Raw genomic sequence first — 24544 nt, forward strand, 5'->3', positions numbered from 1 at the left:
GGGCGCTATCGTGCATTTATGCGACCTTGGATGCCGTGGGGCGCCGTTTTTTCTGCTCGGGGCGTCCTACCGCATAGGGCGGGATCGCGCAATCAATTGATGGCCGGTTAACGCAGAAACATTCTGAAAAGATCGAAAATAATCCGAAACCTATTGAAAACTTCCAACATAATCTGATAGCTCCTGCGGGCGCATAATTGCGGATTTTTCTTGTTGGGAAGAGACACATGAAAACGGCACTCGTCTGCGGAGCAGGTGGATTTATCGGCGCACATCTGGTCAAGCGCCTGAAACGCGAAGGTTTTTGGGTGAGGGGGGTTGACCTCAAATACCCGGAATATGCCGCAACGGAGGCTGACGATTTCGTCATCGCAGACCTTCGGGAGCAATCCAATTGTCGTGCGGTGATCGATCGCAGATTTGACGAAGTATACCAGCTTGCTGCCGATATGGGCGGCGCGGGGTATATTTTTACGGGCGAGAACGATGCCGATATCATGCATAATTCGGCTACCATCAATCTCAACGTCCTGGATGCCTGTTTTCGCCGCAATATAAAGCGGGTCTTTTACAGTTCCTCGGCCTGCATGTATCCCGAACATAATCAGACGGACCCGAATGCTCCAGTAACGCGGGAAGACAGCGCTTATCCGGCAAATCCGGACAGCGAATATGGCTGGGAAAAACTGTTTTCCGAGCGTCTTTATCTCGCTTACAACCGCAACCATGGCATGGAATGCCGTGTCGCGCGTTATCATAATATCTTCGGTCCGGAAGGATCCTGGGTCGGAGGACGCGAGAAGGCGCCGGCCGCGCTCTGCCGCAAGGTCGCAGAGGCTGAATCCGGCGGTGCAATCGAAATTTGGGGCGACGGCCTACAGACACGGTCGTTCCTCTTCGTTGATGAGTGCCTCGAGGCGACTCTGCGGCTGACTCGATGCGAAACTTTCGCTGGGCCGGTGAATATTGGCTCGGAAGAAATGGTTTCGATCAATGAACTTGCCCGAATTACGATGCGGGTTGCCAACAAGAATCTCGAAATTCGCAATATCCCTGGCCCGCAAGGTGTACGCGGGCGCAATTCCCATAATGACCTCATTCGGGAGAAGTTGGGATGGGAGCCAAGCCTTACGCTTGAGCAGGGCCTGGCCCGCACCTATCCCTGGATTGCGCGCCAGGCCGAGCTTGCGCGTGGAAAAAACAAGTGACGGCCAACGGCCCGATCCGTAGCGAGATATGAAGATGAAGCCGAAACTCTCCGTTATAGGCCTGGGCAAACTTGGTGCGCCCATGCTCGCCGTTTTTGCCAAAAAGGGCTTTGACGTCATTGGTATGGATTTGAATTCCGCATTCGTGGATTCAATCAATCGTGGTGTAGCACCAGTTCCCGAGCCGCAGCTGCAGGAGTTGATCACCGAGCATGGTGAGCGCATTCGGGCAACGACTGACATGCGGGAGGCAGTGCTTTCGTCGGATGTCACTTTCATCATCGTACCGACGCCAAGTGGGCCGGACCGATTTTTCCGCAATGATTATGTGATCTCCGCTCTTGAGAGCATCGGCGCTGCATTGCATGACAAGATCGGTTATCACAACGTGGTTGTCACTTCCACAGTTATGCCTGGTTCTACGGGCGGTGTTCTGAGGCAAACGCTTGAACGTGCATCGGGTCGCACAGTGGGTTCGGATCTCGGCTTGTGTTATAATCCGGAGTTCATCGCGCTCGGTACCGTCGTTCGCGACATGCTTTATCCAGACATGATTCTCATTGGCGAAAGCGACCCCAAGGCCGGGGATATGCTCGAGACCGTCTACCGTGGCTCGACGGAGAGCGGTCCCGAATTCCAGCGCATGAACTGGGTCAATGCGGAACTTTGCAAGATCGCCGTCAACACCTACGTAACCACCAAAATCAGCTATGCGAACATGATCGCAGACATGTGCGACCATCTCGATGGTGCAGATGCAGACGTGGTGACGGATGCTCTCGGTGCAGATAGCCGTATAGGAAAGAAATACATCAAGGGAGCCATCGGTTATGGTGGCCCTTGTTTCCCGCGTGATAATAAGGCATTTGCTGCACTTGGACGCAGCCTGGGTGCACGTACGGACCTCGCAGAAGCGACGGATGTAATCAATGATCATCAGACCGAACGACTTGTTCGGGCCATATCGGCATCGGCTGATCCAGGGGCGCAGGTTGCCATTCTCGGCCTCTCCTATAAGCCGGAAACGCCGGTGATTGAGGAAAGCCAGGGACTGGCGCTCGCCCACAAGCTGATTAGCATAGGTTATCGTGTGCGGATTACGGATCCGCAAGCGCTTGTCAGCCTTCCGGATCAAATTGCCGACGGCATTGTGATCAAGATGGATGCGGAAAGCGCCATGGCGGGAGCAGATGTGGTCGCCATTGTGACGCCGTGGAAAGCCTATCGCAATCTCGATATCGCGGCAGCAGGGCCCAAGGCGGTCATTGACCCGTGGCGCGTCGTTGACGCCGCAAAGCTCTCAGCCGCAATAACGCTGATCAGGCCCGGTTTGGGGGATTGGCTCTTAGATGCCGCAGCGGCGAAACACAACCGGGTAATGCCATGATATCGATCGTCCTCTACGGAAGGAACGACAGCTACGGCTATAATCTCCACAAGCGGGCTGCTCTCAGCCTGAATTGCATGGCGGAAGTGTTGACTGATGAAAATGATGAAATTCTTTTCGTCGATTACAACACGCCGGACGATTTCCCTACCTTCCCGGAGGCGATCTGTGACACGCTGACGGATCGTGCGAAGCGCCTTTTGCGGATTATCCGCATAAGGCCCAGTCTTCACAATCAGCTTTTCGCATCACGTACGCATCTGAAGGCCCTTGAACCCATTTCGCGCAACGCTGCCGTCAGACGGTCCAATCCTGCAAATCGCTGGATATTGTCGACCAACACGGACATGATATTCGTTCCGCGGGGGTCGCAATCCCTCTCGGAGCAGTTGGCAGCGCTGAAGGACGGGTTTTACTGCGCGCCGCGTTTCGAGATACCTGAAACACTATGGGAGAGCTTCGACCGGCTTGATCCGGCCGGGGTTATAGCTGAAACCCGCGAGGCGGGAGAAAAATTTTATTTGAATGAGGTTGTGTACGGGATGGACTCCATCCTCTACGACGCTCCCGGTGATTTTCAGCTGATAAAGCGGGACGACCTTTTTTCCATCCACGGTTTCGACGAAAGGATGCTCTTGGGTTGGCATGTGGACGCGAATATTTCAAAGCGTCTCGTTATGCGCCATGGCAAGATTGAGGACGCTTTACCTTTCGTTCTTGGCTATCATTGTGATCACACCCGTCAGACCACTCCTGCTCATGCACACAAGAGCGTTGAAAATAGTGCTGACGATTTTTACCACAATCTCCAGCAGCAGGAGATACCGGATCAATCAGAAACTTGGGGCCTCGCTGGCATTGATCTGGAAGAGATCAGGCTCACTGACACCGTGAATATGGCGTATCGTCAGGCGCTTGGCAAAGCTATCGATCAGCCTCTGAAGGGGTTAATTGAAGCAAGATATCGACCGGAATCTTACGATCTGGAACTTGGAACGCCGGAGCATGTACTTCCATTTCTTGTTGATCTATTTGCGAATGCTCCGAGAAATACTAATCTCGTCTGGCTTGGCCCCAAGGATAGGATATACGACCTCTTCACGAGCTGTTGGCGACATTTGGGATTTCTGACTGATGTGTCTCACTGGCAAGACGATGGGGAAGCTATCGGTCAAGCAGACACTTTTATAATCAACTTTGGGCTCCCGAAAAAAGTAGAGGGCGACGCGGCGGCTGCGTTGATGGAGCAATTTTATACCGTCGTGACAAACGAGCGGGATCACTTGGAAGGAAATAAAGAGCCGCGCCGAATTATCGGCGTGAATGCGATTCATAATAGTTTCGAATCGCTTATGCAGCGCTTCGTTGGCTGCAGCAGAACGCCTTTTTCTGCTAGGCTGCGGCACGGTTATTTGCTTAGGTCAGCATTTGTCGACTCTCAGGATTGGACTACCGAAATGTTCCCGGGTTCTGCTGGGAAGAAAGATGGGAATATAATTCGTTCAACGGGTGCTAGCGGACATATATTTTATGGGCCTTATGCTAATTTGATGCCCGGTAATTATAGAGTTGATATAAGTCTTAGTAGAAGTTGGAACCACTCTCCAACATCGAAGCTGCACCTAGAAATTATGCAGGGCGAAAGAACGATCGAAGTCGTAAAAATCAAATTGTTTGGCCCTAGAAAAATTATCTCGCTACCGCTTCAAATTGCGGCGCGAGATTTGTCTCTTCCTATTGAAGTGCGTCTTCACTCAGTAGGAAAATCCAACGTCGCCCTCGAACGTGTAACTGTAAAAAGGGTTCGACTTGCTGATGCGTAGCCTGGTTGAAACACACCTAAGTAACTGAACTGCTATCATCATTCAATAAAAGGATTCACCTGTGACCGACCATGCAACCATTGATGACGTAAAAGAGTACTGGAATCGTCGCCCTTGCAATGTTCGACATTCAAAACTCGAAGTGGGCACGAGAGAATATTTCGATGAAGTAGAAGCCCGGAAGTACTTTGTTGAACCACACATTCCCGGATTTGCAGAATTCTCGCTTTGGAATGGCAAGAAGGTACTGGAAGTTGGGTGTGGCATCGGTACTGATGCAGTCAATTTTGCACGTAGCGGTGCGATATACTCTGGTATCGAGCTTTCGGAAGCCAGCCTTTCTATCGCCAAGACACGGTTTGAAGTGTTTGGACAAACCGGAAGTTTGCAGCAATTGAATGCGGAATCGCTCACGGAAGGTTTTCCAGAGGACAATTTCGATCTGGTATACTCTTTTGGTGTTATTCATCATACACCCAATCCGCGAGGTGTAATCGAGCAAATCCGAAAAGTTATCAAGCCGGATGGTGAGTTGAGGATAATGCTTTATGCAAAGCGGTCTTGGAAGGCTGCTATGATTGAAGCTGGTCTCGATCAACCGGAAGCACAGTCAGGGTGCCCGATTGCTTTTACGTACGATGAGCGCGACGTTCAAGAGCTTCTCTCTGGCTGCTTTGAAGCAACCGAAATTCGGCAGGACCACATTTTCCCCTACCAGATTGAACAATATGTCAAGTATGAATATGTGCGGCAACCTTGGTTTGAAACTATGCCGCCGGAATTGTTCCGTGCGCTTGAGCAGAGTTTGGGATGGCATTTGCTGATAACTGCTAAGCCCATTTGAGTCTGAGTAAGATTGACGCGAACTCTTTGAAAGTCGTTTGACAATTCGGGGTGCGGAAACAGCAATGAATAACGCCTGGTCCGTCAAAAATCGGAGGGAGCTCTATGTGTCTCCCTTCGTAACGCTCTCAGTCGAGGCTGTATCGCTACCGGATGGCCGCATTGTCGACGACTATTACCAAGTTCACTTGCCTGATTATTCGATAGCCGTGCCCATTCTGGCGGACGGCAGTATTTTAACGTTGTGGCAATATAAGCACGGCGCGCGTTGTTATTCCATGACCTTTCCGGCTGGCCATGTGGAGCCCGGTGAAGATGCCGTCGGGGCTATGCTACGGGAGCTGCGAGAAGAGACTGGTTATGTTGCGGAGCAGGCAATTGGCTTTGGCAGTTATACAGTCAGCGGAAATCAGGGCTGCGGGCGCGCGCATCTTTTTGCCCTGACGGGTTGTCGTCCTGTAGGCGTCGCTGATCATGACGATCTTGAAACTTTTGATCTCAAAGTTATGACAGTGGAGGAAATAAATGCGGCGATCGATCAGGGACATTGTACAATCCTTCCTCAGCTCGCCGTCTGGCTCGCGACCCGAGCACACTTCGGATTTTGAACAGCAACACCCCGCCGAATCTCAACCGGGTCTGGATGTTGAAGCTTCGGCCCCTGCTATCCAGCTCGATCTGGCTCCGATCTGGACGATGGTTCCCGAGGCGGAGCCAATTCGTCTCGGATCCTATTACGCGCATATGCGAGGCTACTATCCCTATTGTGAGATGCAGACAAAACGGTGGTGTGTCCGCAATATCGGTCGCGATTGGCGGATTTTTGATGTCGGGGGCAATATCGGTTATTACTCCGCCCTTTTTGGCCGTTGTGCGCCGGACGGTTTTGTCGTCGCGTTCGAGCCGACCGAAACACATCGGATGCTCAGGCATAATCTCGAGCTTAATGGGATTTCAAATGTCGAAGTCCGGCAGATCGCTATGGGAGAGACGGAAGGGAACCGTCGAGATGCGATATTCCGCGTATGGGGCAGTCCCGCGGAGGTAGAGGAGTTTCCTTTCTCTACAGTGGACGCGGAAATGCAGCGTCTGGAGTGGGACAGGCTTGATCTTCTCAAGGTTGATGTCGACAGTTTCGATCTCGAAGTGTTGAAAGGGTCTCTTCAGACACTCGATAAATTTAACCCTTGGGTTCTTGTAGAACTCAACCACGCGTTGGCGGAAAGAAAGCAGAGCGTCTCGCAAGCACTCGAGTGGTTGGCATCAGTCGGCTATCACGAGGCTCTCGTGATGGATGGCGAAAATTTCCTCTTGCGTCGTCCTGAAGGCGTACCCGTTGCAGTTGATGGTCTGAGGCTTATACATGAACGGGAACCTGTCTATGTTTCGCCGGTTCTTGTCGCGACGGCTGCATCAGCGGCTGACGTTGCTGCTACGTTCGAGTCGGCTGGTGCGGGTGTTGTAGATGAGGAAACTGGTGATCTGATTATTGATGCACCTGCCTGGGGTTATGGCCTGATCTGGAAAGTGCAACCAGTTTGTGAAGGGCCGGCAGTCGTGCGCCTGTCGGTCGGCGTGTCCGGAGCAGATATTGGAGTTCTTTGCGTAAGAGAAGGTTTTTCAGAACTCATCGGATCGGAAGCTTTTGTGCTCCCAGGTGGGGAAGCGACCATTGCTATAGCTCTTGATAACGTTGAGGACCTGCGCGGTATTGTTATCAGAAAGGGTCCTACGCTGCCTGGCGTGGCAAGAGTACGTTTCAGTGAGCCAGTTGTGCTGCAAGCCGAAGCTCGACGCAACGCGACACCGTCGCCTTCGATGAATCCTTTACAAAAAGAGATCGCCTTGAGTGAGGCCGCCAAGGGTCTCCCGTCATCGAGTTTCGATGTGCCTGAAGACAAGCTCGAAATCGTTGACGCTCATATGTTGGGAGAACGCCTCGGTTTGGATTGCTCGTTCCGCGCTCCGATAAACCTCGTTAACATGCCGCTCACGCAGTTTCGCATGGAAGTGCATGATGCGAAGGTGTTGCAGCAACTCTACCGCGCCTTTCGCCCAAAGCATCACCTCGAATTTGGAACCTGGGAGGGGTTTGGTGCGCGGCTTTGCTTACAGCATTCCGAAGCACACGTGTGGACACTCAACCTTCCCGAAGGGGAAAAGGATGCCGAGGGGCGTTCTTTGTATTCAGACGCATCGGGCGTTACGGATGGTGGAAATCGAATTGGACGCCTTTATCGCGAAGCAGGACTGGCTTCACGGGTCACGCAGCTACTGATCGACAGCAGAGAGTTTGATACCTCGGCTTTCGATAGCGATTTCTTCGACACCGCCCTGATCGACGGCGGTCACACGGCTGATGTCGTGGCCAACGACACTGAAAAGGCCTTGCAGGTGGTTCGGCCCGGTGGGCTTGTCATGTGGCATGATTTTTGTCCGGATCCTTCGATCCTGGCGGAGCAAAGTGCTGCGCAGGGCGTCGTCGAAGCGGTTTTGCTGAATTGGAAACAATGGCGTCCGCGTTTTTCTTCCTTATTTTGGGTGCGCCCCTCCTGGCTTCTCATTGGAGTGGTTGCTGATGGTGGCATGAATGCAAGTGAACACGATGACGCGTAATAAACAGGTGACACCAACGACTTTCTCTTCGGCTTACGCGCAGGGCTTTCTTCGTTGTGCCGTTGCTTCGCATCTGGTCTCGCCCGCTTCGCCTCTGGCGAATGCTGCAGCCACGATACCGCTATTGGAGGCAGCAGACGAACAGTCGGTTGGTCTTCTTGTCCTCCCCGAGCTCGGCTTGACCGGTTATTCGATTGATGATCTGCTGCATCAGCAAACGCTGCTTGATGAGGCGGAAGCAGCTCTCGAACTGCTGCGAAAGCGCACCGAGACGCTCACGCCTCTGATTCTGGTAGGAATGCCGGTGCGCTGGCAGGGACACCTTCTTAATTGCGCGGTCGTGGTGCACCGCGGTCGTCTTTTGGGTATCGTCCCTAAAACCTATCTGCCGAATTATCGCGAATTTTATGAGGCAAGGCACTTCGCATCAGGCGCAATCGTTGAAGGAGGTGCGACGATTGAGCTTTTGGGGACGACGGTTCCGATCGGAACGGACCTCTTGTTTGCTGCGCAGGATATAGAGAATTTCGTGCTGGCGATTGAGATTTGCGAGGACGTCTGGGTGCCGACGCCACCTTCGTCCCTCGCTGCCCTTGCGGGCGCCACTGTTATTGCAAACCTTTCAGCTTCCAATGCAATTATCGGCAAGTCCGCCGAACGTCACGCGTTATGCCGCGTGCAATCCGCTCGCTGCAATGCCGCATATCTCTATTCCGCGGCAGGATTTGGTGAATCAACCACCGACCTCGCTTGGGACGGCCATGCAATGGTCTATGAAGCTGGAACTCTTTTGGCAGAATCTGAGCGTTTTTCTACCAGCGCCGGCATGATCGTCACGGATATCGACCTTGAACTTCTCGCAGCGGAAAGGTTGCGGAATGGTAGCCTTGTCGCGAATCGGCGCGATCTTGCACCAAAAGATTATCGGCATATTGGTTTTCATCTTCAGCCCTCCGCAAACGATATTGGCTTGCAGCGAAAAATTGCCCGCTTTCCTTTCGTTCCAGATGACAAAAGTCAGCTTGATGCTCTCTGCGAGGAAGCTTTTCAGATACAGTCTCAAGGCCTTGCCCGTCGTTTGAAGGCCAGTGGGATCGAACGCGTGGTTATAGGCGTTTCCGGTGGATTGGATAGTTCTCACGCCCTTCTGGTTGCGCTCCACGCCATGGATTTGTTGAAGCTACCTCGCTCCAATGTTCTTGCCTGGACCCTCCCAGCTTTCGCGACAACCAACACCACGAAATCGAATGCATGGCGCTTGATGCGGGCTTTGGGAGTGACGGCGGATGAAATCGACGTAGGTCCAGCTTCGATGCAGATGTTGAGAGATATCGGTCATCCTGCCGCCGAAGGTGAAAAAATTTACGATATCACCTTTGAAAATGTTCAGGCGGGAGCCCGGACCTCGCTTCTTTTCCGGCTGGCAAATCGGCACAACGCAATTGTCCTTGGCACGGGTGATCTCTCCGAGCTTGCTCTCGGGTGGGCAACATATGGCGTGGGTGATCATATGAGTCACTACAATGTCAATTGCTCGGTTCCCAAAACCCTTATTCAACATCTTATTCGATGGGTGGCGGCGCGCGGTCTTTACGGTGAGGAAGCTTCCGAAGTTCTTCGGAATATATTGTCGACCGAAATCAGCCCAGAATTGGTGCCAGGTGATGCAGATGCACCAAGTCAGAAGACTGAAGATTTCGTCGGGCCCTATGCGCTCCAGGACTTCAATCTCTTTTACACGGTACGATATGGAATGAGGCCGTCCAAGATTGCCTTTCTTGCGTGGCACGCCTGGAGGGATGTCAAAATGGGTAACTGGCCATCCGACTTCGCGGATACTGACCGACGGGATTATGATCTGGAAACCATCAGGTCGTGGCTGAGAGTCTTCATAAGGCGCTTTTTTCAAACGAGCCAGTTCAAGCGTAGCGCCGTTCCGAATGGTCCGAAAACGAGCTCCGGTGGCTCGTTGTCTCCGCGTGGCGACTGGCGCATGCCTTCGGACGCATCGGCAGATGCCTGGCTACGTGAACTTGACGCGGCGCTTACGCCGCCCCCCAGAGGTTAGAGGGCGCAGAAGATCGTTCTGCCAGAAGGGCGCTGATTTATCGGGGAGGGGAAATCCAGATCGCCGCTTTTATCCGCAGCATATCCGCTCGTCACTTCCTTTTATAATCGTCCTCGATGCGGATGACATCATCCTCGCCGATATAGGCTCCGGTCTGGATTTCGACCAGTTCGAGCGGGATCTGCCCCTCATTGGCAAGCCGGTGCGGCTGGCCAATCGGGATATAGACCGACTGGTTCTCCGTCAGCAACTTCGTCTCTTCGCCGATCGTCACCGTCGCCGTACCCTTGACGACGATCCAATGTTCCGAGCGGTGATAATGCTTCTGGAACGAGATGCGGTGGCCGGGATCGACCGTGATATGGCCCACCCTGTAACGCTCGTCCACATACATGTGCTCGATATAACCCCAGGGGCGATATACGCGCTTGTGGGTCTGCGTCTGCGGTGCGTGTTCGCCGTCCTTCAGCGTCTCCACCAGACCCTTCACGTCCTGCACCCGGTTCTTCGGCACCACCAGAACCGCATCCTTGGTGGCCACCACCACCATGTCCCTGGCGCCCACCACCGTCGTCAGCAATTGCGTCGAATGGATGAGGCAGCCTTCGGAATCGATGAAGACGCCGTTGCCTTCCAGCGCATTGTCGTTGCCGCGCTTGTCGGCGATTTCCCAGATCGCATCCCAGCTGCCGATATCCGACCAGCGGAAATGGCCATGCACCACCGCCATGCGTTTGGTCTTCTCGATCACGGCATAGTCGATGGAGTTTTTCGGCGAGGCCTCGAAACTTGCCTGATGCAGGCGCACGAAACCGAGGTCGCTTTCATATTGCTCGACCGCCTGCGTCACCGCCGCCAGGATTTCCGGGGCGAAGGCCTTCAGTTCGGCGATCATCACATCGGAGCGGAACAGGAAGTTACCGGAATTCCAGAGATAACCCTTTTCCAGATAGGAGATCGCCGTCTTCATATCCGGCTTTTCCACGAAGGCGTCGACGGTGCTGAGGTCTTTTTCGCCGTCGATCGCCTCGCCCGGCTTGATATAACCGTAGGAGGTGCGCGGTTCGGTCGGCACTAGGCCGAAGACGACGATATTGCCCTGATCGGCGGCTTTTGCGCCGAGTTTCACGGCCTGTGAAAACTTGTCGGCATCGAGCACCACATGGTCGGCGGCAAGCGCCAGCACCAGGCATCCGGGCTCGCGGCGCTCGGCCAGCACGGCGGCGGCGGCCATGGCGGCGGCGCTGTCGCGGCGGGCGGGCTCCAGCACTACCGTTGCCGGCAGATCGATCTCTTCGGCCTGACGGCGGGCGAAGAACCGGAAATCCTCATTGGTGATCACCAGCGGCTCGGCGTAAAGGCCCTTGTCGCCCACCCGCTGCAGCGTCTGCTGATAGGTCGAAAGATTGCCGACCAGTGGCTGGAACTGCTTGGGCAACTGATCGCGCGATACCGGCCAAAGCCGCGAACCAGCACCGCCAGCAAGAAGAACCGGCGTGATCTTTCGAGAGTGTTCCTTCACAACAAAACCTTTCCAACGCGGCCTTATAGATCTGCTAAGTTTAAGCTACATCCGCATCGAACTGAATGCTGTGCAGGCGCTTATAGAGGCCATCCGCCGAGAGCAGTTCACGGCGGCTACCTTGTTCTACAACTTCGCCATTGTCCATAACGACGATCTTGTCTGCCCTGTTAATAGTGGAAAGACGATGAGCGATGACGATTGATGTCTTGTTGAGCGTGAGGCGCTCCAGAGCATCTCGGACAAGCGCTTCGGACTCGGAATCCAGGGCACTTGTCGCCTCGTCAAGGATCAAAATATCCGCGTTTCTAAGCATGGCTCGCGCGATCGCGACGCGCTGCCGCTGACCGCCGGACAGACCGGAGCCGTTTTCACCAAGCTTGGTATCGTAACCCTCGGGCATCTTCATGATAAAGTCGTGTGCATTGGCGGCCTTGGCCGCAGCAACGATTTCCTCTTCCGTAGCGTTGTCACGACCGACGGAAATATTGTGCTTTACAGTGCCGGAAAACAGGAATGTTTCCTGACCCACATAGGATACATGCTCACGCAGACTGGCGAAGGACACGTCGCGCAAATCCATGCCGTTGATCTCAACCAATCCATTTTGCGGGTCATAAAGGCGCATAATCAGATTTATAATTGTGGATTTGCCGCTTCCTGAAGGCCCAACGAGTGCCGTCATCTTTCCACCTTCGAAAAGGACACTGACGTCTTTCAAAACGGGCTGACCGGAAACGTATTCGAAGCCAACGTTTTTCAACTCCACATCGCCGCTTGCTTTTGGCAGCGGTGCGGCGTCGCTTTTCTCGCTTAAAGTCAGTGGAGCATCGAGAACCTCAAACATCATACGCACACCGATCATGCCACTTTCGATCTGGACGCGCATGCGTGCAAGACGCTTTGCCGGTTCATAAGCAAGTAGCAGGGCAGTGATGAAGGCCATCAAGTCGCCCGGAGAACCGCCTTTTTCAAGGACTGTGTAGCCGGAAACGGCGATGACAACTGCAATCGCCAGGCCAGAGAGCGTCTCCATGATCGGGCTTGTCGCCGCTTCAAGTTTCGCTATGCCATTTGCGCGATGCTCGACATCCGATACCGCTTTGTCCATGCGTTGGCGCATCAGTTTCTCGAGCGAGAACGCCTTGATAACGCGCACGCCTATGCTGGTCTCCTGCACGACATTGACGATTTCACCCAACGAGGCAAGTTCCGCCTCCATGATTTTGCGGACGCGCCGCAGAACAAGGCGAACACTGAAAATCGCAAGAGGACCGATAATCATTGAGATCGCACTCAGAAGAAAGTTCTGGGCAAACATCACGATTATGAGTCCGATAAGCGAAAAGAGATCGCGGACAAACGACGTTACGATCGTGTCGATGACGCTACGCGCAGCTTGAGCGTTATAGGTGACTCGAATGAGTAGCTCGGAGGACGGCAAGTTCTGAAAAAAAGAAACCCCCTGTTTCAGAAGCCGGTCGTAAATCTTGCGCTGTTGCTCCGCTACGATGCTATTACCAGCCTTGCTTAGATAATAGCTCTGCACGAAGGTGGCGAGCCCCTTGACGATGAAGATCGCGGCGACCGCGAACGCAATCTCAAGAACGACATCGAAGCCACGCTTCAGGTAAACGCTGTTAACGATATCGCGCATGATCCAGGCGCTAAGAGATGTCGTCGCGGCAACGACAACCATGGCCGCGATTGCCATGGAGTACCAGCCAACATGCTTCTTGAAGTTCTCTTTGAACAGTCGTACCAGCAGCTTCTTGTCGTTTTGCGACAAAAATGATCCGATCACAGCGATATTCCTAATTGGTGCAAAAACTGCAGTTGGCGAGTGTTATCACGTCAGGCAAACAAACCCAAATCAGCGGCGTGATGTTCTGTGTAACGCTCATATATGATACGCCCAAGTTTCATATTCAGAAAACTCAAAGCTTAACACCGGTTCCAAATGCCGAGGCACGTCTAATCCGAAATTGGTGTAGTGGACTTAAATGGGTGATCGTCAAGTGTCAATCTCCCTCCGGTGGTGGTGCCCAAGGACACTGGTCTTGCTGGGCGCTAGATGTGAGTAGTTCTTGGATTGGTTGTTGGTGTGAAACATCTAGTTTTGCACAGCCCGAAGGTTCTTGCCGTTGACAAGTGCGCTGTTCAAAATCTATATCCCGAACTAAGTGGTGGGCGATCGACAATGGCGCGGCATATAAGCCCGTAAGCTTTTGCAATCCAATGTTTTTTATGACGGATACGTCCGTCAGGCAGGACGGTAAATGCCCCAAGTTTTTTTTGATCTGTCGGAACTGTTCCTGAATTCAGGAGTGAAATTCAAATATTACGGAATTGCAAGAACCGTGATGGAGGTCGCTTATGAGCTGACCTTGCTGGATAAATCCGTGAGATATGTCATCTACTCACCGTTGCATCGTCGTTTTTTTGAAGTGTTTCCGCGCACCGGTGACGCGTCGCCAACGGGTGTTCTGGATCCAAACGTTCCTTCAAGCGCGACCCCTTTGCGCCTGCGGCAGAACCTTTTCGACACGAATTTTCTAAAGTCTCTGTTCTACGGTGTTGTGCGCACAATAGTTGAGCATCGCAATCGCAAACGCTGGGCAACCATTCCGGCGGGGGCCGTCCGAGAGGTCGACGTGGACGGACAGATTCTGGTCTCGCTAGGGAGGCCGAAAATCATGTCCGACTACCTCATGGCATTGAACCAACGCGGTGAAAAAGCCATCTTTATTCCGATGCTCCATGATATGATTCCGTTGCATGATTTCACACATCGGAATCAGTTTTCATTTCCGCGGAATTTCATTCACGATAACAAGGTCGCTATCGGGGCATCCGCACTGATTTTGACAAATTCTGAATTTACGGCGCGGGAGGTAGCGCATTTTTCAGATGTTGGCACATTGCCGCCAGTACCCGATGTGGTGGCTGTACCGCTTTGCAACGAGCTTCGTGAGACAGTTGAGCCGATCAACAAGAAGCCACCTCAAGATCGCTATCTGCTGGGTGTCGGCATTTACAATGGCCGCAAAAACTTGGAGTGCGTTGTTGAGGCCATGCTGGAATTGCAGGAATCAGGTGTTATTCCGCCCGCACTGGTGTTAGCTGGCGCGAGGCGGAAAAGGGTTGAAAAATTTTTAAAGCAAGAGAAGTTCCGGCCAATAGCCGACAAATTTCACTTCGTGCTTAATCCTAATCAGGCGGAATTACGCTTACTGTACGAAAATGCCTACGGCTTGGTCTTGCCGAGCAGGATGGAAGGATGGGGTCTGCCGATCAGTGAGGCTCTATGGTGCGGGACGCCGGCGTTTGCCGCGGATGTACCTGCCTTGCGGGAGGCAGGTGGAACGCTCGCGCTTTACTTCGACCCGGAAAAACCTGAGGAATTGGCGAGTCTGGTTCGCAAACTCTTGTTGGAGCCGGGTGAATACGCTTCTCTGAAAGCCAAGATTGCTGAATTTAAGCCGCAAATGCGAACATGGCGAAACGTTGCATCAGAGATACTTAAGACAATTCAAGATAGCAACAAAATAAGGGTACCGACTTAACGGTACATCGACATTCTGAGCTTGACAGTGTCGTTGTAATTTAAACCCGCTTATGCGGCCTGATCGACGCCCGCAGCTCCACCAGCCGCTCCAGCGTCTCAAGGCTTCGCTCGGGGCAGGCGGCGGAGAGGGCAAGGGCCATGGTTTCCATGGCGATGAAGGTGGGGGCGTGGAGCGCCACGCCTTCGTTTTTGGCGCGGGGCAGGAAGAGGCTGGCGTTGGCGTGTTTTTTGAGCACGCTGTCTTCCTGGCCGAGCAGCATGATGATCGGGATGTCGAGGCGGCCTGCCTCGGCTATGGCGGTCTGGGCTTCGCGGTGGGCGCGGCCGTGCAGGAGCATGATGAGGACGTGGCCGTTTTCAAGCGCGAGCAACTGTTCGGCAAGCGCGATGCCGGTGGCGTTGAGCGCATAGGAATGGACGCCCGAGCGTTGGAACAGCCTCGCGGCATAGGTGGCGATGATGCCGGAGGCGCCGATGCCGAGCACGCCGATGCCGCGCGCTTGCGAGAGGAGCCGCACGGCCGCCGCCATGGCGTCGCGGTTTTCTGCGCTTGAAAGCATCTCCAGCGTGTTTTTCTGATTGTCGAGCACGAAATCTATCGCGGCATCGCAGTTGCCGGATATGGATTTTGTCGTCGCCGCCATTTTTTCGACGGGCGAATCCGTCACGCCCAGATAGGCCTCCAGCGTTTCCTTGAGATCGACCAGCCCCTGGAAGCCAAGCGCCTGTATGGCGCGGATGACAGTCGCATCGGATGTATTGGTATCGAAGCCGATTTCCAGCGCCGATTTGGCGAGAACGGCATGGCGGTGGCCGTCAATATATTCGGCAACGGCAAGCATCCCCGGCGACAGGCGGTCGCGGCGTTTGCGAAGTTGCTCGCCGAAACGATCGGTGCGCCGGAGCCTTGATATGTGCGTTTCGCCAGCGGGCATGGATTCTTCCGTGAAGCTGAGTTTCTTACTCTTCTTCAGGAATTAGCAGCGCGTCACGCCGGGAGACAAGCGCTTTTATCAGGGGTGGTGGTGGTTGCCGTCACTTTTCGTGCGTTGGCCGCATCGTCAAATGGGACTGGACAGCAGAGACCATGAGGCTGAGCGCAGCATAGGAGTTGGAAATCGCTTCCTCGCGCGGCAGGAGGATGTACCGACCGTTGCGGCAGGCCTGAAGAAAGTTGCAGAAGCCCGGTATCACGGCTTCCATCATGTCGATCTCCGCCTGCGGCGAAGCGCCGGTATCGGAGCGATAGGGATCGAAGATGATATCGGCATCGAGTTCCGGCAAGCGTTCGGCGCTGATCTCGATACGGTCGCCATCCGGAATGGCGTCGATGATGGCGGGGAAACGAAACCCAGCGTCCCGCAGCACGCGTCCGAGCGCGCGATAGGTGTGGTAGACACTGATCTTGCCGTTGAGTGGCTGGAACACCGAAACGGTGATGGCGTCGGTATCGACAGATGCCTTCAGCGCCTCGATCTGTGCCCGATAGCGCCGGTCCAGCACGGCAAGACGCGCCTGCGTGCCCGTCAGCTCGGCCAGCACTTTGTAAATATGCGGTGCGCCGTCTTTGGTATTGTCGATGGCGACGGTGGGTGCGATCTGCGTCAGTTTTTCAACGGGAGTGGGGCGATCAGGTTCGGTCAGGATGAGATCGGGCTTGAGGGCGATAATCGCTTCCAGATCGGCATTGATGGAGCCGATATAGGCGATGTCGCTATTGTCGAAATCAACGCCGGTCAGAATGGCGCTGGAGCGCAGATAGGGTTTGCCGTCCGCCCCCATGCGACCGTGACTGCCCACCGGCGTCACGCCCAGTTCGATCAGCGGAATGGTGAGGTCGATATCGTGCAGCGTCACGATGCGCTTCGGCTTTGCCGGAATGGAAACGCTGCGGCCGAGGTCGTCGGTAAAGCTTCGGCTGGTCTCTTCGGCTTGGGCCGTGGCTGTCCCGAGGAGAAAAGCGGCCGAGAGAAGGGCAAGAAGTGTTTTGCGCATGGGGAACCTATAGGCGATGCCGGTGAAACCAGAGAAGGGCAAGGAGCGTGGGTGCGCCGACGGCGGAAAGAAGGAGGCCGGTCGGCAACTCCAGCGGCGAAAAGGCGGTTCGGGCGATGGTATCTGACGCTGCGACCAGAATTGCGCCTGTCAGACCTGCACCCAAGACAAGCCCGGGATAGGAGCCGCCGGGCAACAGAAACCGGGCGATATGCGGACCGATCAGGCCGACAAAACCGATGCTGCCGGTGAAGGAAACGCAGGCTGCGGTGAGGCTGACGGCAAGCGTGACATGAAGCATCGAAAGGAGACGGCTATGGACGCCAAGCGCCGTCGCCGCATGATCGCCGAGCGCCTGCACGTCGGCGGCGCGCGCTGTCAGGAGGAGAAGGCCAAGGGCGATGACGAGGATGACGGAGAGGATTGAAACGGCGGTCCAGCTTGCGCCCTGCAGGTTGCCGGCCATCCAGATCATCGCTGTCTGCAAATTGCGAATATCGAGCGATGCCATGAGGATAAGCAGCAAAGCTGATAAAAACCATGAAAAGCCGATGCCGGTCAGCACGAAGCGCAGGCGCGAGGTGGCGCCGGAGAGCGTGAGAACGATTATGGCACTTGCCATGCCGCCGGCAATGCCCGCAACGGGGCACAACATGACCGGCAGGGAAGGCAGCAGGAACAGGCAGCCCAGCACGGCAAGGGATGCGCCTTCGCGCACGCCGAGCAGGCCGGGATCGGCAAGGCCGTTGCGGGTCGTGGCCTGCATGATGGCGCCGGCAATGCCGAGCATGGCGCCGGCCACCATCGCAAGCGCCAGACGCGAGAGCCGGAAGTCGAGAACCACGACCGCGTCGGTCATGGCGGCATCGGTGTTGGTTGCGGTGAAAAGCGACCACAGGGCGGAGGCGGGAATATGCTGGCTGCCGGCGGTGAGAGACCACAGGGTGACAAGCATGAGGCAGAGGAAAAGCGCCAGCAGAATGGTGAGCCGCGACGGCATGACGCGGACGGAAAAGCGCCCCAGTCGGAGAACCCGGTAACGGTTCATTTCAGCACCCTGCGCACCAGCCAGAGAAACACCGGCGCGCCGACAAGGCCGGTCATCGCGCCGGTGGGCAGTTCTTTCGGCAGGAGAATGAGGCGGGCGGCGAGATCGGCGGCGATCAAGAGGACTGCGCCGCCGAGTGCTGCGATGGGTATGGCAAGCAGAAGCCGCCCCGTTTTCAGGCGTGCGACGAGTGGCGGCACCACCAGGCCGACGAAGCCAATGGGGCCGACGACGGCGATGGCCGCGCCGCAGAACAACGATATGGAGACAAGCGCCAGAATCCGCGTCGAACGGACCGGCACACCGAGCGCTGCGGCAGCGCTCTCGCCCAGCCCCAGAAGATCGAGCCGGGGAGCGACGGCGAAAGCTAGGATAAGCGCGATCGCGGCCGCGGGCAGGGCGGCGGCGATGATTGTGATCGAAACGCCGGCCGTATCGCCCACCAGCCAGAAACGCATCTGCTGCAATGTTTCCTCATTGAGAATGAGGATGGCGGAGGTGAGGGTTGCGGCAAGTGTGGAAAGCGCAATGCCGCAAAAGACGAGTTTTGCCGGCGTCAGCCCCTGCCGCCCGGCGGAAGCAAGGAGAAGCACGAGCGAGAAGCTGATGCCAGCGCCCGTCGCTGCCAGCAATGGGCGGAACAGCGGCGTTGCGATCAGCCCGAGCGGCAGTACCGTCGCCAGAACTACAGCGAGGCTTGCCCCGGCATTCAAGCCCAGAATATGCGGCTCGCCGAGCGGATTTCGAAGCAGGGTTTGCAGCAGAAGCCCCGCTGTTCCAAGGCAGGCCCCGGCCTGCATCGCAGCCAGCAGACGCGGCAGGCGCAGGCGCATCAAAACCTGCTGGTCGAAATTGCGGGCGTCATAAGCGAATATCAGGTCGTGCAGAACGTTCGGCGCGATGGGGCGCGGGCCGGTGGCCATATGCGCCAGCACCAGAAGCAGCATGGTGAGCAGCAGGAGAAGTGCTGCCGCGAGCGTGCGGCCATAGGCTCGCTCTCTAAGGGCAAGGGTGCGTCCGCTGGTTCCGTTGGGCATCATACAGCGCTGGCCCGTCCGGGCAGGGGAAGAAATACCGGCCGCGCCGTCACCGGATGTGTGAGCTGGGCAACTGCCATGTCGAAGACATCGGCAATGATGCCGGCATCGCACGCCGCCGCTGTTTCCAGCCGGTGCCGCAGCCGCCCGTCCTTCAGGAAAATCAGGTGATCGGCATATTGCAGGGCAAGATTGATGTCGTGGAGCACCGCCACGATCGTGCGGTTGTGGCGGGTGACGAGGCCGGCCAGCATGTCCAGCACCTCTATCTGGTGGTGCAGATCGAGAAAGGTCGTAGGCTCGTCGAGAAGAATTATATCCGTCTGCTGCGCCAGCGCCATGGCGATCCAGGCGCGCTGGCGTTGGCCGCCGGAAAGGCTGTCGACTACTCTTTCCGCCAGCTCGGACATGCCGGTCACGGAAAGCGCCTCTTCCACCGCGCGGGCGTCTTCCTCGCTCCATTGCTTCAGAAATCCCTGATGCGGGTAGCGGCCACGAGAGACGAGATCGAAAACCGAAAGCCCTTCCGGCGTATGGTTCTGCTGCGCCAGCATGCCGAGCTTTTTCGCCACCTCCTTGGTCGGGTGGCGGAAGATATCGCTGCCGTTGAGAAGAATATGGCCCCGCGCGGGCCGGTGCAGGCGGGCAAGCGCGCTGAGAAGCGTGGATTTTCCAGAGCCGTTCGGGCCAAGCAGAACGGTGAAGCGGTTCGGCGCGACATCGATGGACATATCCGCAAGCACCGGCGTGTCGCCATAGGCAAGCTCGATTGCCTGCGCCGCAAGGCCTCTATCCGTGCTTATGGGTCTCATGCCGTCGTTCAAATTCGTCACCGTTTAAATGCGTTGCCACCAGAATTATTGATGACTGTAGTAGTCAAGTATACAGCGTTCGAAAAAGCGGTTTTTGCCGGTCGATTTGAACAAAAAGCGGCTGTCATGGGCTGAAATGACACGCCAGGAAGCGCGAATGCACCCTTGGGTGCCGACGTTTTGCCGCGCTGAAGCGGAAATAAAGTTGACTACTACATTCATCAATTGAAAGAGCGGTGCATCGTCGCGATGACGATTTGGGACAGCCGGGGACAAGATACGATGCATGACGGTTCGATGATCATTGGGGTGCGCTCGCGGGCGCTGCTGGCGTTTCTTCTGGCCGGGGTCGCCCTGCCTGCTTATGCGCAGGAGAGTGCGGCACCGAAGAAAAATGCCGACGGGACGACCGTGCTCGAAACCATAACCGTCAATGCCGATGTCAAAAAAGGTGCGCGGGGCTATCAGCCGGTGACGACTGGCACGGCGACCCGCACTGAGACGCCGCTCCTCGACATTCCGCAATCGGTCAATGTGGTGACGGCCGAGGTGCTGCGCGACCAGCAGGCACGCTCGCTGGATGAAGCGCTGGCCAATGTCAGCGGCGTCACCCAGGCAAATACGCTCGGCGGCACGCAGGATGCCGTTATCCGCCGTGGTTTCGGCGATAATCGCGACGGCTCCATCCTCGTCAACGGGCTGAAGACGGCCTTGCCGCACTCCTTCAACGATACGGTCGAGCGGGTGGAAGTGCTGAAAGGTCCGGCCTCCACGCTTTATGGCATTCTCGATCCCGGCGGCATGGTGAATGTCGTGACGAAGAAGCCGGAAGACACGTTCACGGCGCAGGTCTATTCGCGCTTTTCCGCCTATGGGGCGGGTAAATATGGCACATCGGGCGGTTTCGATGTGACCGGCCCGATTGCGGGCACGGATTTTTCCTATCGCCTGATCGGCGAGGAGGAAAACAGCGATTATTGGCGCAATTTCGGTGAGAAGAAGAACTGGCTGATCGCGCCTTCGCTGAAATGGAGCGGCGAGGACACCGATATTTCGGTTTCCTATATGCATGAGGACTACAGCGTGCCGTTCGATCGCGGCACGATCTTCGATCCGGCGACCGGCAAGGCGATCAATGTCAGCCGCCGCCTGCGCCTCGATGAAGCCTATAACATCACCGACGGTAAATCCGATCTCGCGAGCATCGCCATAGACCGCCAACTCTCCGATGACTGGAAGCTGTCGCTGAATTACGCCTATAGCCGCAACGAATATTCGGACAATCAGGCGCGCGTGATGGGTTATAATTCCCGCACCGGGCAGGTGACGCGACGGGCCGATGCGACGCAATATTCGACGATCTACAATCACGCGCTGCGAGCGGATCTGACGGGCGAGGCGGAAATCGGCGGGCTGCGCAACGACCTGCTGTTCGGCGCGTCCTACGATTACAGCGATACCTTGCGCACCGACATGCTGCGATGCGCGAATTCCACGAATTTCAACATCAACAATCCGGTTTATGGCCGCCTGCCGGTCTGCACCACGGTAAGGGCGGTCGACAGCGACCAGACGGAACAGCTTTCCACCGCCTCGATCTATATGCAGGACGCCCTGCATCTTAACGATCAATGGATCGCGGTCGGCGGTTTGCGTTACCAGTATTACGACATCTATGCCGGCAAGGGTCGTCCTTTCGTCGTCAATACCGAGAAGGATGGCGGCGAGCTCATTCCCAATGCCGGTCTGGTTTACAAGCTCACTCCGGATGCCTCGCTCTATGCCAATGTGGCCAAGACCTTCCGTCCGCAATCATCCATCGGCGCCTATTATGGCGGGCTCGATCCGGAAGAGGGCATTTCCTACGAAATGGGCGCGAAGTTCGATCTTTTCGCCGGGCTGAACGCCAATATCGCCCTGTTCAATGCCCGCAAGCGCAATGTCGCCTATTCGGAAGATGTCGGCGGCGTCTCCACGGTGAAGGCCGCCGGCCTCGTCCGTTCGCGCGGTGTGGAGGTCGATATTGCCGGCAGCCTGACCGACGATCTCGATCTCATCGCAAGCTATGCCTATACGGATGCGCTCGTGCTCGAAGATCCCACCTATGCCGGCAAGCGTCTGCCGAATGTGGCGCGCCACACTGGCTCGCTCTTCCTTGCCTATGATGTCGGCGAGGTCGGTCCGAACGGCAATACGCTGCGCGTCGGCGGCGGTGTGCGGGCGGTGGGTGAGCGCGCCGGCATCAACGACAATTCCTATAATCTGCCGGGCTATGCGGTCTTCGACGCCTTCGCCACCTACACGCTTCAGTTCGAAAAGCCGGTGACGCTGCAGCTCAATCTGAAGAACATCTTCGACAAGACCTATTATACCTCGTCCATTGGCTCCACCAGCTATGCCAATGCCGTGGGCGAGCCCTTCAATGTCAGCCTCACGGCCAGCGTGAAGTTCTGACATCGCCAGTCATGAGAGCGGGGTGAACGCCCCGCTTTTTACTTCCACATGGCCCGCATCCGAGCACCCACATCGATGCGGATCTGCTGCGCGCTGCGCTCGGAAGCGGCGGCCGACACCAGTGGCCAGGTTGCCGTTTCGAAGAATTGCAGCAATGTAGCCGGGATGAAGCGGGTTCTTGCGGCGTAGACATGCCTGTCGCCCTGCTGGTTCTGCCCGCCGGTGAAGAAACGTTGCGGCGTGATCAGCGCGAGACTGTCCTTGGCGCGCGTCATGGCGACATAAAGCAGCCGGCGTTCTTCCTCCAGTTCCTGCGTGGTGCCGACCCCGAGATCGGAGGGAATGCAGCCATCGACCACATTCAGGATAAAGACTGAACGCCATTCCTGGCCTTTTGCCGAATGGATGGTGGAGAGGCTGAGATAATCCTCGTCAAGAAGCGGCACGCCGGCCTGATCGCTGGTGGCGTCCGGCGGATCGAGCGTCAGCTCGGTCAGAAAGCGCTCGCGTGAGGGGTAGCCGCCGGCGATCTGCTCGAGCTGGAGCAAATCGGCCTTGCGGGTGTCCGCATCCTCATGGATGCGTTCCAGATGCGGTTCGTACCACAGCCGCGCCTGCCCGATCTGGCCCGGCCAGTCGTTCGGCGCCTGTCGCAGGCCCACCAGCATTTGCGTGAAGGTTGTCCAGTCGTCGCCGGTCTTCGGCGGCGGCGGAATTTCGGCAAGGGCAAGCAGCGGCTCGGGGTCTGTCGCAATCGCATCGAGAATATTGCCGGCCTTCTTCGGTCCGATGCCGGGCAGCATCTGCAGCAGCCGAAAACCGGCGACGCGGTCGCGCGGGTTCTGCGCGAAGCGCAGCACGGCCAGCATGTCCTTCACATGGGCGCTGTCCAGGAATTTCAGACCGCCAAACTTGACGAAGGGGATGTTGCGGCGGGTCAGTTCCACCTCGAGCGGGCCGCTATGGCTGGAGGTGCGGAACAGCACGGCCTGCTGTTTCAGCGTCATGCCGGTTTCGCGGTTGGCGAGGATCTGGTCGATGATGAAATTCGCCTGTTCGGTCTCGTCCTTCACCGTCACGAGTTTCGGGCGCTCCAGCGACTGCCGCTCGGTCCAGAGGTTCTTGGTGAACCGCTCGCGCGCCAGATCGATGACGCCGTTGGCGGCCGCAAGGATCGGCTGCGTCGAGCGATAGTTGCGGTCAAGCGTGATGATGTCGGCAGCAGGGCTGAAGGACGCCGGAAAATCGAGGATGTTTCGCACCGTCGCTGCCCGGAAGGAATAGATCGATTGCGCATCGTCACCTACCACGGTCAACCCGCGGCCACCGGGTTTGAGCGCCATCAGCACCGAGGCCTGTAGCCGGTTGGTATCCTGATATTCGTCGACCATCACATGGTCGAAGCGGTTGCCGATATCATCAGCAAGGACGGGATCGCTCACCATCTGGGCCCAGTAGAGCAGAAGATCGTCGTAATCGAGCACGTTCTGGACCTGCTTGGCCTCCACATAGGCTGCGAACAGCTCTTTCAGTTCACTCTCCCAGTTGGCGACCCAGGGATAATGCTGGCGCAATATCTCCTTGAGCGGCGTCTGGGAATTCACCACGCGCGAATAGATCGCAAGACACGTACCCTTCGTTGGAAAGCGGCTTTCGGTTTTGGAAAAGCCCAGCTCATGCCGTGCGAGGTTCATCAGGTCGGCGCTATCCTCGCGGTCGTGGATGGTGAAATCGATGTTGAGCCCGATCTGCTCGGCATAGATGCGCAACAGGCGCGCGCCGATGCCGTGAAACGTGCCGGACCAGGCCAACGCGTCTGTCATGATTGCCGAATTCGCCCCGATAACGTGTTTGCAGATACGCTCGACCCGTCGCGACATTTCCGTGGCGGCACGTCTGGAAAACGTCATCAGCAGGATGCGGCGGGGATCGGCGCCATTCACAATCAGATGCGCAACACGGTGGGCGAGCGTATTGGTCTTGCCCGAACCGGCCCCGGCGATGATCAGCAGCGGCCCAGCCGTGTGCCCGTCTGCCAGCCCAACGCCATGCTCCACCGCCCTGCGCTGCTGTTCGTTGAGCTTTTCCAGATAGGCAACCGCCATGCCAGCAATCCTTAGATAACCTGCCTGTCCTCAGGGGTGAGAACCTTCTTGTTCAGAG

The 24544-nt window shown here is 56.3% G+C and carries 17 protein-coding genes; 9 read left to right on the forward strand and 8 right to left on the reverse strand.

Going from position 1 to position 24544, the window contains the following annotated elements:
* Positions 1-227 precede the first annotated feature (227 nt).
* From PIB16_RS11500 to PIB16_RS11530, 7 genes are all read left to right on the forward strand, one after another.
* Positions 228-1208, forward strand: a complete 981-nt coding sequence (locus PIB16_RS11500; protein ID WP_174000623.1) for an NAD-dependent epimerase/dehydratase family protein — start codon at positions 228-230, stop codon at positions 1206-1208.
* 34 nt (positions 1209-1242) lie between these two features.
* Positions 1243-2595: a UDP-glucose dehydrogenase family protein gene (locus tag PIB16_RS11505; protein ID WP_271045634.1), complete on the forward strand. Its 1353-nt coding sequence runs from the start codon at positions 1243-1245 to the stop codon at positions 2593-2595.
* On the forward strand, positions 2592-4418 hold the full coding sequence (locus PIB16_RS11510; RefSeq protein WP_271045635.1) for a hypothetical protein: 1827 nt from the start codon (positions 2592-2594) through the stop codon (positions 4416-4418). Before PIB16_RS11505 ends, PIB16_RS11510 begins: the two co-directional genes overlap by 4 nt.
* Before the next feature lie 61 nt (positions 4419-4479).
* The gene (locus tag PIB16_RS11515; protein WP_246669695.1) at positions 4480-5262 is read left to right on the forward strand and encodes a class I SAM-dependent methyltransferase; all 783 of its coding nucleotides are present in this window, start codon (positions 4480-4482) and stop codon (positions 5260-5262) included.
* Between the two features lie 64 nt (positions 5263-5326).
* The gene (locus PIB16_RS11520; RefSeq protein WP_271045636.1) at positions 5327-5869 is read left to right on the forward strand and encodes an NUDIX hydrolase; all 543 of its coding nucleotides are present in this window, start codon (positions 5327-5329) and stop codon (positions 5867-5869) included.
* Positions 5787-7877 carry a class I SAM-dependent methyltransferase gene (locus tag PIB16_RS11525; RefSeq protein ID WP_271045637.1) on the forward strand — a complete coding sequence of 697 codons (2091 nt, stop codon included), beginning with the start codon at positions 5787-5789 and terminating at the stop codon, positions 7875-7877. Before PIB16_RS11520 ends, PIB16_RS11525 begins: the two co-directional genes overlap by 83 nt.
* Positions 7852-9945 (forward strand): NAD(+) synthase, encoded by a 2094-nt coding sequence (locus tag PIB16_RS11530; RefSeq protein WP_187772256.1) that lies wholly within the window; start codon positions 7852-7854, stop codon positions 9943-9945. Before PIB16_RS11525 ends, PIB16_RS11530 begins: the two co-directional genes overlap by 26 nt.
* Before the next feature lie 91 nt (positions 9946-10036).
* Here the strand turns inward: PIB16_RS11530 and PIB16_RS11535 are convergent, their stop codons facing one another.
* Together PIB16_RS11535 and PIB16_RS11540 are read right to left on the reverse strand one after the other, a co-directional pair.
* Positions 10037-11467 carry a mannose-1-phosphate guanylyltransferase/mannose-6-phosphate isomerase gene (locus PIB16_RS11535; protein WP_174000636.1) on the reverse strand — a complete coding sequence of 477 codons (1431 nt, stop codon included), beginning with the start codon at positions 11465-11467 and terminating at the stop codon, positions 10037-10039.
* Positions 11468-11507: 40 nt separating this feature from the next.
* On the reverse strand, positions 11508-13271 hold the full coding sequence (locus PIB16_RS11540; protein WP_174000638.1) for an ABC transporter ATP-binding protein: 1764 nt from the start codon (positions 13269-13271) through the stop codon (positions 11508-11510).
* A gap of 475 nt (positions 13272-13746) precedes the next feature.
* Between PIB16_RS11540 and PIB16_RS11545 the strand changes: the two genes are divergently transcribed.
* On the forward strand, positions 13747-15033 hold the full coding sequence (locus PIB16_RS11545; RefSeq protein ID WP_174000640.1) for a glycosyltransferase: 1287 nt from the start codon (positions 13747-13749) through the stop codon (positions 15031-15033).
* Positions 15034-15073: 40 nt separating this feature from the next.
* On the opposite strand, the gene PIB16_RS11550 is transcribed toward PIB16_RS11545, so the two are convergent.
* The 5 genes from PIB16_RS11550 to PIB16_RS11570 form a co-directional block, all read right to left on the reverse strand.
* The gene (locus PIB16_RS11550) at positions 15074-15970 is read right to left on the reverse strand and encodes a MurR/RpiR family transcriptional regulator (protein WP_174000642.1); all 897 of its coding nucleotides are present in this window, start codon (positions 15968-15970) and stop codon (positions 15074-15076) included.
* 100 nt (positions 15971-16070) lie between these two features.
* Positions 16071-17030, reverse strand: coding sequence for an ABC transporter substrate-binding protein (locus tag PIB16_RS11555; RefSeq protein ID WP_174000644.1), 960 nt, complete (start codon positions 17028-17030; stop codon positions 16071-16073).
* A 7-nt stretch (positions 17031-17037) separates the two neighbouring features.
* Positions 17038-18078, reverse strand: coding sequence for a FecCD family ABC transporter permease (locus tag PIB16_RS11560; RefSeq protein WP_174000645.1), 1041 nt, complete (start codon positions 18076-18078; stop codon positions 17038-17040).
* Positions 18075-19118: a FecCD family ABC transporter permease gene (locus PIB16_RS11565; RefSeq protein ID WP_127757176.1), complete on the reverse strand. Its 1044-nt coding sequence runs from the start codon at positions 19116-19118 to the stop codon at positions 18075-18077. The genes PIB16_RS11560 and PIB16_RS11565 overlap by 4 nt, the downstream gene beginning before the upstream one ends.
* Positions 19115-19927: an ABC transporter ATP-binding protein gene (locus tag PIB16_RS11570; protein ID WP_174000649.1), complete on the reverse strand. Its 813-nt coding sequence runs from the start codon at positions 19925-19927 to the stop codon at positions 19115-19117. Before PIB16_RS11570 ends, PIB16_RS11565 begins: the two co-directional genes overlap by 4 nt.
* 282 nt (positions 19928-20209) lie before the next feature.
* Here PIB16_RS11570 and PIB16_RS11575 point away from each other — a divergent pair, with 282 nt between their 5' ends.
* Entirely contained in the window at positions 20210-22381 is a 2172-nt protein-coding gene (locus PIB16_RS11575; protein ID WP_174000650.1) for a TonB-dependent siderophore receptor, read from the forward strand.
* A 38-nt stretch (positions 22382-22419) separates the two neighbouring features.
* On the opposite strand, the gene PIB16_RS11580 is transcribed toward PIB16_RS11575, so the two are convergent.
* Complete coding sequence (locus tag PIB16_RS11580; protein ID WP_174000652.1) at positions 22420-24486, reverse strand: ATP-dependent helicase; 2067 nt, start codon at positions 24484-24486, stop codon at positions 22420-22422.
* Between the last annotated feature and the right edge of the window lie 58 nt (positions 24487-24544).

Source organism: Agrobacterium sp. ST15.13.015 (assembly GCF_027871645.1).
GTDB classification, from domain to species: Bacteria; Pseudomonadota; Alphaproteobacteria; order Rhizobiales; family Rhizobiaceae; genus Agrobacterium; species Agrobacterium leguminum.

What these genes read in the sequence shown, in the direction of transcription:
- PIB16_RS11505 (WP_271045634.1), top strand. Translation starts at nt 1,243, where the DNA reads ATGAAGCCGAAACTCTCCGTTATAGGCCTGGGCAAACTTGGTGCGCCC.
- PIB16_RS11565 (WP_127757176.1), bottom strand. Translation starts at nt 19,118, where the DNA reads ATGATGCCCAACGGAACCAGCGGACGCACCCTTGCCCTTAGAGAGCGA.
- PIB16_RS11545 (WP_174000640.1), top strand. Translation starts at nt 13,747, where the DNA reads ATGCCCCAAGTTTTTTTTGATCTGTCGGAACTGTTCCTGAATTCAGGA.
- PIB16_RS11550 (WP_174000642.1), bottom strand. Translation starts at nt 15,970, where the DNA reads ATGCCCGCTGGCGAAACGCACATATCAAGGCTCCGGCGCACCGATCGT.
- PIB16_RS11520 (WP_271045636.1), top strand. Translation starts at nt 5,327, where the DNA reads ATGAATAACGCCTGGTCCGTCAAAAATCGGAGGGAGCTCTATGTGTCT.
- PIB16_RS11510 (WP_271045635.1), top strand. Translation starts at nt 2,592, where the DNA reads ATGATATCGATCGTCCTCTACGGAAGGAACGACAGCTACGGCTATAAT.
- PIB16_RS11570 (WP_174000649.1), bottom strand. Translation starts at nt 19,927, where the DNA reads ATGAGACCCATAAGCACGGATAGAGGCCTTGCGGCGCAGGCAATCGAG.
- PIB16_RS11500 (WP_174000623.1), top strand. Translation starts at nt 228, where the DNA reads ATGAAAACGGCACTCGTCTGCGGAGCAGGTGGATTTATCGGCGCACAT.
- PIB16_RS11575 (WP_174000650.1), top strand. Translation starts at nt 20,210, where the DNA reads ATGCATGACGGTTCGATGATCATTGGGGTGCGCTCGCGGGCGCTGCTG.
- PIB16_RS11525 (WP_271045637.1), top strand. Translation starts at nt 5,787, where the DNA reads ATGCGGCGATCGATCAGGGACATTGTACAATCCTTCCTCAGCTCGCCG.
- PIB16_RS11580 (WP_174000652.1), bottom strand. Translation starts at nt 24,486, where the DNA reads ATGGCGGTTGCCTATCTGGAAAAGCTCAACGAACAGCAGCGCAGGGCG.
- PIB16_RS11555 (WP_174000644.1), bottom strand. Translation starts at nt 17,030, where the DNA reads ATGCGCAAAACACTTCTTGCCCTTCTCTCGGCCGCTTTTCTCCTCGGG.
- PIB16_RS11530 (WP_187772256.1), top strand. Translation starts at nt 7,852, where the DNA reads ATGCAAGTGAACACGATGACGCGTAATAAACAGGTGACACCAACGACT.
- PIB16_RS11560 (WP_174000645.1), bottom strand. Translation starts at nt 18,078, where the DNA reads ATGAACCGTTACCGGGTTCTCCGACTGGGGCGCTTTTCCGTCCGCGTC.